Here is a 12007-nt window from a genome sequence, read left to right as displayed (position 1 = left end):
TGAATTCCTTATTGGCGCTTTGGGTAGAAAGGGCGGGACGAGAAGTCTCCCACGGTCCGTACTGGCTAGAGTCGGAATCGAGCTTTTAGTCCCGCCCACCCCTTCAAGTCTAAACATACAAGCGAGCTTGCTCGCGATGGCGGTCGAACAGCCAATGTATTTATTACCCTCCGACCGCCAACCCCTTAGACCAGCTTTTGCGCCAACACCGCAATATGCTCCGGCCCGATCCCGCAGCAGCCGCCCAGGTGGCTGGCCCCGCGTTTTTGCCAGTCCGCCGCCCACTGGAGATAGCCTGGCGGATCAAGGTCTTCGCGCAGCGGATCGAGCCCATCGTTGGCCGTCGCTTCCTTCGGTTGCGGCGGGAAGGCGTTGGCGTAGGCACCGATGTGGATCTTCACACCCAGGCGCGCGAAGGTGTCCCGCGCGGCATCGATGGCCGCGCCGATCACTTCTGGCTGGCTGCAGTTGAACAACAGCACCTCGACGCCCAGCTCAGCCGCCACCGCAGCGGCGTCCGCCACCGGTTCGCCGGAACGCAGGCGTGGCACTTCATCAGTGTCTTCGTCTTTGAGGGTGAACGACAGCCAGAACGGCTTGCCGTCCTTCGGCAACCCGGCGTGAATCGCCCGCGCTTCGACCGTGGAGCTTTGGGTCTCGGCCAGCCACAAGTCGACATGGGGCGCCAGGCCGTTCACCAGGGGCGCGAGCAATTCACTGGCGCGGGAAGCGTCGAACAGATCCGGCCGATAGGAGCCGAACAAGGGCGGCAGCGACCCGGCCACTTGCACCGCTTTACCCGAAGCGCGCACTGCCCGCTGCGCCAACTCGCCCGCGAGCGCGGCCAGGGCCTGGCCTTCTTCGGCGAAACGCGCCTCGCCAATATGAAACGGCACCACCGCATAGCTGTTGCTGGTGATCACGTTGGCGCCGCTGGCAATGTAGGCCGCGTGCACGGCTTCTACCGCCTGGGGCGCTTCGCTCAAGGCCAGCGCCGACCACTCGGGCTGTCGGAACGGCGCGCCCCGGCGTTGCAGTTCGCGGCCCATGCCGCCATCGAGAATGACTGTCGTTGCTGAGCCCATATGCGATTCACTCATAAGCTTATGAAAAATACTCACTACCGGAGTTGTTCTTATAACTATTTAATACGCACCATTCGGTGAACTACAACTTATTTTTCTATCAGGGCCCTCACATGAAATTACAACCACTGCTGGCCCTGGGCCTGACTCTGCTGGCTGCCTCTTCGCAAGCGTTCGCCGGCGCCACGCTGGATCGCGTCGAACAGAAAAAAGAACTGGTCGGCGTGCTGATGGAAAGCTATCCGCCCTTCTCGTTCCTTAACGATCAGAACCAGCTCGACGGTTTTGACGTGGACGTCGCCAAGGCGGTGGCGCAGAAACTGGGAGTAAAGCTGCGCCTGGAAACCCCTTCCTGGGACGTGATCGCGGCCGGTCACTGGAGCGGGCGCTATGACATCTGCATCTGCTCCATGACGCCGAGCAAGGCACGCGCCGAAGTGTTCGATTTCCCGGTGCAGTACTACGCTTCGCCAGCGGTGATCGTGGTCAACGCCAAGGACGACCGTATCCACGGCGCCAAAGACCTGAGCGGCAAGAAGGTCGGCCTGACCAGCGCTTCCAGCTACGAGAGCTACCTGAACAAGAACCTGGTGATCGAAGGCGCCGAGGATACTCAACTGAGCTATCCGTTCGAGGACGTGCAGATTGCCCCGTACGACACCGACAACGTGGCTTTCCAGGATCTAGGCCTGGGCGCCGGGGTGCGACTGGACGCGGTGCTGACCAACCTGGTGACCGCACAGCCGCGCCTGACCGAAGACAAGCGCTTCAAGCTGGCCGGCGAGGTGCTCTACTCCGAGCCGAACTCGGTGGCCATCGAAAAGGGCGACGCCCAGTGGGACAACAAGGTGCGTGAAGTCTTTGCCCAGTTGAAACAGGACGGCACCTTGAGCAAACTCTCGCAAAAATGGATCGGCGCCGACATTACCCAATGACTTCTTTTCCACCCCCTCAGCCACCGCCACCGGTGGCTGAGTCACGCTTGCAGAAAATCTTCGGTTTTCGCACCCGGCTGTACCTGACCTGGGCGGCCATGCTGGTGCTGTTCGCGAGTTTCTTCCTGAGCTTCGACCTGAAGTTCTCCATCATCCTCGACAAACTGCCGAACCTGCTGGGCATTCACCTGGCGCCCAATGGCTTTTTGCAAGGCGCGGTGCTGACGTTGTTCCTGTGCCTGTGCTCGATCGTCGCTTCGTCATTGCTGGGCTTCATCACCGCCCTGGCGCGGCTGTCCAGCAGTGCGGTGGCGTTCGGTATCGCCAGTTTCTATGCGTCGTTCTTTCGCGGCACGCCGCTGCTGATCCAAATCCTGCTGATCTACCTGGGCCTGCCCCAACTGGGCGTGGTCCCGGGCGCCGTCGCCGCCGGGATCATCGCCTTGTCGCTGAACTACGGCGCCTACCTGAGCGAAATCTTCCGCGCAGGTATCCTCGGCGTTCCCAACGGCCAACGCGAAGCCTCCCTCGCCCTGGGCCTGAGCGAAACCGTGATCTTCTGGCGCGTCACCCTGCCCCAGGCGATGCGCACCATCATCCCGCCGACCACCAACCAGTTCATCTCCATGCTCAAGGATTCTTCGCTGATCTCGGTGATGGGGGTTTGGGAGGTGATGTTTCTGGCGCAGTCTTATGGTCGCTCCAGTTATCGCTATATCGAGATGCTGACTACGGCGGCAATTATTTACTGGTTGATGTCCATTGCGTTGGAGCTGATTCAGGCGCGGATGGAGCGGCATTATGGGAAGGCTTATCTGAATAATCGTTGAGCTGTTCCGAGGTGCCTTTGAGGACAGTATGTATATCCATTGCTGCGGTAACGGATATACACACCGACCTCAACCCCCCACCCAGCTCAACGGCTAAACAGGAAAATCCGCCTGAGGTGCAGCCGAATCGCTAGCAGGTGAAGCTTGGAGATCACACCCACCGATGCTCCACCCCAACACTTCCAGCGCACCGCAACCGTCCTGCAACAACAGATGAGCGGCGTTGGCGAAGTGCTCCAGGTCACATAACCCTCAGCGTTTTTCAGGCACAGACAGGAGACGCTGTTGAGCAAGTCTCGAGCGGCTCTGATGCGATGCGCAGCAGTTTCCAAAAGATCGGAAGCGCCAGCTTCTGTGTCGATAAACAGTGTGGCGCCGGCGCTGGTATTTGCTTGAAGGGGATGGTACTTGATCATCGGGTTGCTCTCTTGAGTTGGGAGCTACCACCGTTCGCGGCTAAACGAATGTTGGTGGCAGCTGTACGCGGGTTAGCCGACCGGACAAGAGAATCCGGCACACCCGAAGATGTCCCCCGCACAGCCGCCATAGATGTAAAAATACAGGCAGCAAAAAGCGCCGCCATTTCGGGGCGCTCGTGCACTCTTGTTCGACCGGCTAAGATCGATCACCGATTGGTCGATGACGAGAGAACTATAGGCGAGGCCCTGACGATACAACGCTGAGTTTCTGTATCTCGGAACCATCCTACGCGAAACACAGAATGGGTTTACAAAGCTCAATTTTGACCGGCCGGAAGCCTACCATCGCGAGCCCAATATGTATCGAGCAGTTGATCAGTTGCGCTTTCCGATTGAGCGTTGCAGGACAACGTCAAGTCTTCATCTCAGCGTGTTAAGCAAGGCATCCGGCGGCAGTGATTGACCGGTCGATAGAAAGGTCCTTGCGAGTCGTAGGGCAAAGCTTCGACCCATGAAAGCCAACGAACCGACACCCTGATCTCCACACAAGCAGCCTACAAAACTCATCCGCCGAATCGTGCCCACGGCGAGGAGATGGCTGGCATCGCCGCCCAGGGTGAAATTTTTAAAGTGCGACCTCCTTCATGAGAGGTCACATTCGATGCCTACCCAACATCCATTCCTGCCCCAACATCTCGCGCTGGCAATAGCCTTGGCACTTGGCTGTGCCGAGGTTTCGATGGCTCAGTCAATTGTCGAGAAAACCCGCCCCTTCGAAACAACCGCCGAGATGCAGGCTCGTCTCAAGGTGTTTGCGGCTGCGCCGGATACAAATATCCAGAGAGTCATCAAAGTCCAAGAAGCCTCCCTGTCGAAGGACGACAGTAACGATCTGGTGCTTGTAAGCAGGCAAGGCGAACTCATCGGGCTCACCGACGGTGGTGGCGGCACCAACGTCTTGCAACTGGATATCGACAAGGGAGGCGAGTTAGGTGAGATACGCAATTTCCAGGATCTGTATTTGAAGCGAGGCGAATGGTCAAACGACAGGGCTTTCGACAGCAGCAGCCTGATTGATTCGAACGCCAAATTGATCAATACCGGTGACATCCGCGGTGCGATGCACGTTCTTGGTGAACTCGTTAACCGGGGAACGGTGGCCGGGCCTGTCTTCGTGGGGAAAAAGGCCAGGTTCAGCGGTAGCGGGACGGTCGACGCGCTGGATGTGGCCGGCCTGATGGAAGTCAATCCTGTAACGGGAGCCCCTTCGGTTATCAACGATTTCAAATTATCCAAGAGCGCGACGTTGGTTTATGGAATCGACGCAGAGAAAGGCAGCGCCACGATCAACGTTGGCGGCACCGCTACCTTGGGCAATGCGACGCTTAAGATCACCGCCGTATCCGGCGAATCCACTGAAGCAAACAAGCACGTCGTGATCAAGGCGGACAAGATCAATGGGACGTTCGGGAAAGTCATCAATGAACTCGCCTTTTTGAAAGCGACACCTGACTACACTGTAGAGAAACAGGTAGGGCTGATCTTAGAACGCAACGGAGTTCCACCAGAAAAAATAGCCACCTCCGAAAACGGGCGGAACGCCGTTAACGGAATGACAGCGCTGCAACCGGCCAAACCACCGCGGCCTGATGCCAGTACCGTTTCAACAAATACACAAACGACTGCCGGCGAATTACAAACAGAGCACGCAGCACCCAAGCTCACCGGACCATCAAAACTTGCTGCCAGCACCCAACCCAAGCCCGCTGGTCAGGTGCAGGCTATCAAGCCGGCCCACACACCCAACACCGCCATCAACGCCCTGCTCGGCACCAACCTGACCACCGCCGCCGATGCCATCGACCAACTGGGCGGCTACGACACCGCCGACCTGGGCAACGCCACCCTGAGCAGCGTCGCGCCGATCAGCACTGGAATGCTCTCGGCCATGGACTCGACAGAACCCGGGGGTACACGGGTCGACGGCCAAGTCTGGGTCCAGGCCATCGGTAACAGCGGCAGCATTGGTAGGCAATTGGGAAGTAATGCCCTGAAGCATTCAACCAAGGGTTTGATGCTAGGCACCGACTGGGCTGTCAGCCCCGCTTGGCGCTTGGGGATACTCGGCAGCAAAACGCAAACCCGGTTGGACAGCCGTCAATTCGACGGCCAGCTCGACAGCTGGCTGGTAGGTGCCTATGCCTTGCGCCAGGACGGGCCGCTGGCCCTGCGCCTGGGCGCCGTTTATGGCCGTCATGACGGCAGCACCAAGCGCCACGTGGCGTACAACGGTTTCAGCGATCGCCTCAAGGGTCGTTACGATGCCAACACGCAACAGGTCTTTGGGCAAATCGGCTACAACCTGGACGCCGGTCATTTCGCTATCGAGCCCTATGTCCAACTGGGCTATCAACGCTATCAGCGTGATCGGTACACCGAGAAAGGAGGAAATGCCGCGTTGCAGTTCGATGCTCGCACTCAGGATCATTACCACAGTGACCTGGGCCTGCGCCTCGCCCGCCCCTTCCCGCTTGACCAAGGCATGCGCCTGACACCCCGCTTGAATCTGGGCTGGAAACACCTGTACGGCGAGGTCAGGGGCCGCTCCCATCAACGCCTGGTCAGCGCCGGCACGACCTACACCGTCGAAGGTATCGAGTTGGACCGTGACAGCCTGCTCCTGGAAGCCGGGCTGGACCTGGCCGTTTCACCACGGCACACGCTAGGGCTGAACTATCGCGGTGAAACGGGGCAGGACAACCGCAACGGAGCACTGATGGGCCAGTGGCGAATGATGTTCTGACGGGCAAAAAAAAAAGGGGGGCACATGCCCCCCCGAGGTTAAAACGTTGTATCGAGGCTGTTTATTCAGCCTTCGATCTCGATCAGTATCTCGCCCGGGTTGACCCGGTCGCCCTTGGCTACATGAATCGCGGTGACCTTGCCGGCGATGGCCGCCTGCACTTCGGTTTCCATTTTCATGGCTTCGGTGATCAACACTGCTTGACCGGCCTTCACTACGTCGCCGTCCTTGACCAGCACATCAACGATGTTGCCCGGCATGGTGGTGCTGACATGGCCTGGTGCAGTGGCTTGCTTGCGCTTGCTGCTGCCACCGCCGACAAATTCATTGAGCGGTTCGAACACGACCTCTTCCGGCATGCCATCGATGGACAGGTAGAAGTGACGCTTGCCTTCGGCCTTGACGCCCACACCGGTGATATCGACGCGGTAGGTTTCGCCGTGGACGTCGATGACGAACTCGGTCGGCACGCCTTCGCCGCCCGCCGAGCTCACGCTGCCCGCCTCAGGGATTGGCAACAGCACTTCCGGGGTCAGGGTGCCGGCTTCGCGTTCTTCGAGGAATTTGCGACCGATGTCCGGGAACATGGCGTAGGTCAGTACGTCCTCTTCGGACTTGGCCAGCGCACCGATTTCACCGCGCAGCTTGGTCATTTCCGGCTTGAGCAAATCGGCCGGACGCACGTCGATCACCTCTTCGCTGCCGATGGCCTGGCGACGCAGCTTCTCGTTCACCGAACCTGGCGCCTTGCCGTAACCGCCCTGCAGATAGAGCTTCACTTCGTTGGTGATGGTCTTGTAGCGCTCACCGGCCAACACGTTGAAGAACGCCTGGGTACCGACGATCTGCGAAGTCGGGGTCACCAGCGGCGGGAAGCCGAGGTCTTCGCGCACGCGCGGGATCTCCGCCAACACTTCGTTCATGCGGTTCAGTGCGCCCTGCTCTTTCAACTGGTTGGCGAGGTTGGAGATCATCCCGCCCGGCACCTGGTTGACTTGGACGCGGGTGTCCACCGCGGTGAACTCGCTTTCGAACTGGTGGTATTTCTTGCGCACGGCGTAGAAGTACAGGCCGATTTCCTGGAGCAGTTCCAGGCTCAGGCCGGTGTCGAACTCACTGCCCTTGAGGGCCGCGACCATCGACTCGGTGCCCGGATGGCTGGTGCCCCAGGCGAAGCTGGAGATCGCGGTGTCGATGTGATCGGCACCGTTTTCGATGGCCTTGAGTTGGCACATCGCGGCCAGGCCGGCAGTGTCGTGGGAGTGGATGAACACCGGCAACGATTGCTCGGCTTTCAGCGCTTTCACCAGCTCGCCAGTGGCGTATGGGGTCAGCAGGCCAGCCATGTCCTTGATCGCCACCGAGTCGCAACCCATGGCTTCCATTTGCTTGGCCTGGGCCACGAACGCGTCGATGGTGTGCACCGGGCTGGTGGTGTAGGCGATGGTGCCCTGGGCGTGCTTGCCGGCGGCCTTCACCGCTTCGATGGCGACTTTCAGGTTACGCACGTCGTTCATCGCATCGAAAATACGGAACACGTCGATGCCGTTGACGGCGGCCTTGGCCACGAACGCCTTGACCACGTCATCGCTGTAATGGCGGTAGCCCAGCAGGTTCTGGCCGCGCAGGAGCATTTGCAGACGGGTATTGGGCAGCGCCGCGCGCAGTTGGCGCAGGCGTTCCCACGGGTCTTCTTTCAGGAAGCGCACGCAGGCGTCGAATGTCGCGCCGCCCCACACTTCCAGCGACCAATAGCCGACTTTGTCGAGCTTGTCGCAGATCGGCAGCATGTCTTCGGTGCGCATGCGAGTGGCGAGCAGCGATTGGTGGGCGTCGCGCAGGATTGTGTCGGTAACAAAGATCTTCTTGGACATGGTCATACTTCCTTACAGGCCTGCGTGGGCGGCAATGGCGGCGGCGATGGCCAGGGCCAGCTCTTCGGGTTTGCGCTTGATCGAGTAGTTGGTCAGTTCAGGGTGGCTTTCAACGAAGCTGGTATTGAACTGGCCGCTGCGGAATTCCGGATTGCGCAGAATCTCCTGGTAATACGCGGCGGTGGTCTTGACCCCCTGCAGGCGCATGTCATCCAGGGCCCGCAGGCCACGGTCCATTGCTTCTTCCCAGGTCAACGCCCAGACCACCAGTTTCAGGCACATCGAATCGTAGAACGGCGGAATGGTGTAGCCGGTGTAGATCGCCGTGTCGGTGCGCACACCCGGGCCGCCAGGGGCGTAATAGCGAGTGATCTTGCCGAAGCTGGGCAGGAAGTTGTTTTTCGGGTCCTCGGCGTTGATGCGGAACTGCAACGCAAAACCACGGTGCTGGATGTCTTCCTGCTTGACCGACAGCGGCAGCCCGGAGGCGATGCGGATCTGTTCGCGAACGATGTCGATACCGGTGATTTCTTCGGTGATGGTGTGTTCCACCTGCACCCGGGTGTTCATCTCCATGAAGTACACCTCGCCTTCGGCGAGCAGGAACTCCACGGTGCCGGCATTCTCGTAGCCCACGGCCTTGGCGGCACGCACCGACAGGTCGCCGATGTAGGCGCGCTGCTCGGGGGTCAGCTGCGGGCTCGGGGCAATTTCGATCAGCTTCTGGTTGCGGCGCTGGATCGAGCAGTCACGTTCGAACAGGTGCACCACGTTGCCGAAACTGTCGCCCAGGATCTGCGCTTCGATGTGCTTGGGATTGACGATGCATTTTTCCAGGAACACTTCCGCCGAACCGAATGCCTTGGTGGCTTCGGAAATGACCCGCGGGAAGGCCTGTTCGAGTTCTTCGCGGCTGTTGCAGCGACGGATACCACGACCGCCGCCGCCGGACGTGGCCTTGAGCATCACCGGGTAACCGATGCGATCACCTTCAGTCAGCGCTTCTTCAATGCCCGATACGTTGCCTTCGGTGCCCGGCGTGACCGGCACACCGGCCTTGATCATGCTGCGGCGCGCTTCGGTCTTGTCGCCCATGCGGCGAATGACTTCTGCCGAAGGACCAATGAATTTGATTCCGCGTTCAGCGCAGATGTCTGCCAGTTCGGCGTTTTCCGAGAGAAAACCGTAGCCGGGGTGCAAGGCATCACAGCCGGTTTCCACCGCCAGGTTCACCAGTTTGCGCGGGTTCAGATAGCCGGCCAGCGGATCGGCGCCGATGCTGTGGGCCTCGTCCGCACGCTTGACATGCAACGCATGGCGGTCCGCGTCGGAGTAGACCGCGACCGAGCGAATGCCCATCTCGGCGCAAGCGCGCACGATGCGGACGGCAATCTCACCACGGTTGGCGATCAGGATCTTTGTTATCAATTGGAGGTTCCCTTGAGCCGGTGATACCACGGCCTGGGATCCAGGCCGACGCGTGACCAGATGTAACAATTGGTCGCAGCCCCACACTAGTCCTGGCTGTTGATTAACAAAAATGAATATTTATTGGGTCGTGCATAAGCAAAGACTTATAGTTGAGATATTCCTCTCGGCCCAAGGTACTTAGAAAATGCGTAAGTCGTTGATGCGTATGACATTGCGTCAATTGCAGATTTTCAACGAGGTGTGCGACCTGAGGTCCTACAGCCGTGCAGCTGATGAAATGTCTCTCACACAACCGGCCGTTAGCCTACAGATTCGCTCCCTGGAAGAGCTGATTGGCCAGCCGTTATTTGAGTATGTCGGCAAAAAACTCTACATGACCGAAGCCGCCGAAGCCCTGCAACGTGCCAGCCGGGACATCTTCGGACGCCTGGAAAACCTCGATATGCAGCTCTCGGACATGCAGGGTTCGCTGCAAGGCCAATTGAAGCTGGCGGTGGAGTCCAGCGCCAAGTACTTCGTCCCGCACCTGTTCGCCGCGTTCAAGCGCCAGCATCCGGAGGTCAACCTGAACCTCACTGTGGTCAATCGCGGCCAGGTCATCCGCCGGCTCTCGGACAACCGTGACGACTTGGTGATCATGTCCATGGTGCCCCAGGACATGGGCCTGGAATTCCTGCCATTTCTCAACAATCCCATCGTCGCCGTGGCGCCGCCCGATCATCCGTTGTGCCATATGGGCCCGCTGCGCTTGCAGGACCTGGAGCCCTATACGCTGCTGTTGCGCGAACCGGGGTCCGGCACGCGACTGGCCTGCGAGGAGTACTTCAAGGAGAAACGGGTGCATTTCACCCAGACACTGGAGGTGGCGTCGGCGGAGGCCCAGCGCGAGTGCGTGGTGGCCGGGCTGGGCGTGGCACTGTTGACGCGCCACGCCGTGAGCCGGGAATTGTCGTCCGGCGCACTCATCGAGCTGCCGGTGGAGGAGTTACCGCTGTACCGCAGCTGGTGCCTGGTGCAGGCCCGGGCCAAACGCCTGTCACCGGTGGCTCATGCCTTCCTGGCATTCGTTCGCGGTGAGCGCGCTCAGATCATTGGCCTGGTTGAGCGTTTCGACGGGAAGCCGCCGGCGCTGCCTGCCAGTAACTGAACTCTGCCGCGTCAGGAAATTCGCTGATTTCGGCCAGGAGCTGGCGCTGTTCATAGCGGTCTTCGATGGCACGACGAAACGCCATGCGGCGCTGGTCTTCCTGCTGACGACGGGTTTTGACGGCGCTGCGTTCTTCGTAGGACTGGGTCATGTCGAGACTCCCAAGACGTATACGGGAGCTTTACGATGACGGCGCTGGATGACGGTTTGGCGGCGCGTGCATTACAGAACGATGAATTCGGGCAAATGATCCCTGTGGCGAGGGAGCAAGCTCCTTCGCCACAAAAGCCTCTGACTTCCAAGACCAGCGCTCAGTCGTCCAGCGCCTTCACCGACTTGGGCGACAACCGCAAGCTGCGAAGGCTGCGCTTCACGCTCTTGAGGTGGTTGACCAGGCTTGGGCCACGGGCCATGGCGACACCCATCGCCAATACGTCGATCACCACCAGGTGGGCGATGCGCGAGGTCAGCGGCGTGTAGATCTCGGTGTCTTCATGCACGTCGATGGCCAGGTTCACCGTGGACAGTTCCGCCAATGGCGTCTGGCTCGGGCACAAGGTAATCAGCGAGGCACCGCTTTCGCGCACCAGGTTCGCGGTGATCAGCAAGTCCTTGGAACGCCCCGACTGGGAAATGCAGATCGCCACATCGGTAGGTTTCAAGGTCACGGCTGACATGGCCTGCATGTGCGGGTCGGAATAGGCCGCTGCCGTCAGCAGCAATCGGAAGAACTTGTGCTGGGCATCGGCTGCCACCGCGCCCGAGGCGCCGAAGCCATAAAACTCGACACGCTGGGCCTGGGACATGGCCGTGACGGCTTTTTGCAACGCCACCGGGTCGAGCTTCTCGCGAACCTCCATCAGCGTATGCAGGGTCGTGTCGAAGATTTTCAGGCTGTAGTCAGCAACGGAATCGTCTTCATGGATCGCAAACTGACCGAAGCTCGCGCCGGCGGCCAGGCTTTGCGCCAGTTTGAGTTTCAGGTCCTGGAAACCCGAGCAACCGATGGCCCGGCAGAAACGCACGATGGTCGGTTCGCTGATGCCGACGCTGTGGGCAAGATCGGCCATGGAGCTATGCATCACGGCCGCAGGATCAAGCAGTACGTGATCGGCGACTTTCAGCTCCGACTTGCGTAGCAAGTGGCGTGACTGGGCGATGTGTTGCAACAGGTTCAAGGGGCTGGACTCTTGTTATGGGCAGGTGCCGGGATGTAGCAAGCTTGTAGTTATACTACAAGAATTGGCTCTTTGCCCGTCCAAAACGTAACTGGATTGCCTCGCCGCCCCTTTGTTTTGGCCGAGGATCCGCCGATGTAGCAGCTTGTGCCGTAACGCAAACGCTCAACGCTGCCGATCCGCTGATTTCCAGGCCCGTCCTGAGCTTCCAACCCGGGGGAAATCGTCTATTGGTCAGCCAATAACTTGCTCCCATGACTTCCCGTCAGACGATTTCGTTGCCTGACGGGAAGTCATCGTCGTGG

At 59.6% G+C, this 12007-nt stretch carries 10 protein-coding genes; 4 read left to right on the top strand and 6 right to left on the bottom strand.

Going from position 1 to position 12007, the window contains the following annotated elements:
• Positions 1 to 185 precede the first annotated feature (185 nt).
• Positions 186 to 1085 (bottom strand): homocysteine S-methyltransferase family protein, encoded by a 900-nt coding sequence (locus tag KGA89_RS21630; protein ID WP_003206973.1) that lies wholly within the window; start codon positions 1083 to 1085, stop codon positions 186 to 188.
• 113 nt (positions 1086 to 1198) lie between these two features.
• Here KGA89_RS21630 and KGA89_RS21625 point away from each other — a divergent pair, with 113 nt between their 5' ends.
• Positions 1199 to 2020 carry an ABC transporter substrate-binding protein gene (locus KGA89_RS21625; protein ID WP_003206974.1) on the top strand — a complete coding sequence of 274 codons (822 nt, stop codon included), beginning with the start codon at positions 1199 to 1201 and terminating at the stop codon, positions 2018 to 2020.
• Positions 2017 to 2850 (top strand): amino acid ABC transporter permease, encoded by an 834-nt coding sequence (locus tag KGA89_RS21620; protein WP_223472496.1) that lies wholly within the window; start codon positions 2017 to 2019, stop codon positions 2848 to 2850. The genes KGA89_RS21625 and KGA89_RS21620 overlap by 4 nt, the downstream gene beginning before the upstream one ends.
• Before the next feature lie 86 nt (positions 2851 to 2936).
• Here KGA89_RS21620 and KGA89_RS21615 read toward each other — a convergent pair whose 3' ends face one another.
• Positions 2937 to 3266: a hypothetical protein gene (locus KGA89_RS21615; protein WP_317846347.1), complete on the bottom strand. Its 330-nt coding sequence runs from the start codon at positions 3264 to 3266 to the stop codon at positions 2937 to 2939.
• 664 nt (positions 3267 to 3930) lie between these two features.
• Here KGA89_RS21615 and KGA89_RS21610 point away from each other — a divergent pair.
• Entirely contained in the window at positions 3931 to 6072 is a 2142-nt protein-coding gene (locus KGA89_RS21610; protein WP_223472495.1) for an autotransporter domain-containing protein, read from the top strand.
• Positions 6073 to 6137: 65 nt separating this feature from the next.
• On the opposite strand, the gene oadA is transcribed toward KGA89_RS21610, so the two are convergent.
• Positions 6138 to 7946: a sodium-extruding oxaloacetate decarboxylase subunit alpha gene (gene oadA, locus KGA89_RS21605; RefSeq protein ID WP_223472494.1), complete on the bottom strand. Its 1809-nt coding sequence runs from the start codon at positions 7944 to 7946 to the stop codon at positions 6138 to 6140.
• A gap of 12 nt (positions 7947 to 7958) precedes the next feature.
• A complete protein-coding gene (locus KGA89_RS21600; RefSeq protein ID WP_003206982.1) occupies positions 7959 to 9374 on the bottom strand; it encodes an acetyl-CoA carboxylase biotin carboxylase subunit in 1416 nt (471 codons plus the stop codon).
• Positions 9375 to 9561: 187 nt separating this feature from the next.
• Here KGA89_RS21600 and KGA89_RS21595 point away from each other — a divergent pair, with 187 nt between their 5' ends.
• Positions 9562 to 10524, top strand: coding sequence for a LysR family transcriptional regulator (locus tag KGA89_RS21595; protein WP_013694598.1), 963 nt, complete (start codon positions 9562 to 9564; stop codon positions 10522 to 10524).
• On the opposite strand, the gene KGA89_RS21590 is transcribed toward KGA89_RS21595, so the two are convergent.
• Positions 10466 to 10675, bottom strand: a complete 210-nt coding sequence (locus KGA89_RS21590; protein WP_013694599.1) for a PA3496 family putative envelope integrity protein — start codon at positions 10673 to 10675, stop codon at positions 10466 to 10468. The genes KGA89_RS21595 and KGA89_RS21590 overlap by 59 nt on opposite strands.
• Positions 10676 to 10835: 160 nt before the next feature.
• Entirely contained in the window at positions 10836 to 11702 is an 867-nt protein-coding gene (gene hexR, locus KGA89_RS21585; RefSeq protein WP_003187110.1) for a transcriptional regulator HexR, read from the bottom strand.
• Between the last annotated feature and the right edge of the window lie 305 nt (positions 11703 to 12007).

Origin of the sequence: Pseudomonas sp. A-RE-22, assembly GCF_019956035.1 — a bacterium.
Taxonomy (GTDB): domain Bacteria; phylum Pseudomonadota; class Gammaproteobacteria; order Pseudomonadales; family Pseudomonadaceae; genus Aquipseudomonas; species Aquipseudomonas brassicacearum.
This window is presented reverse-complemented; position numbering and strand designations above follow the sequence as displayed.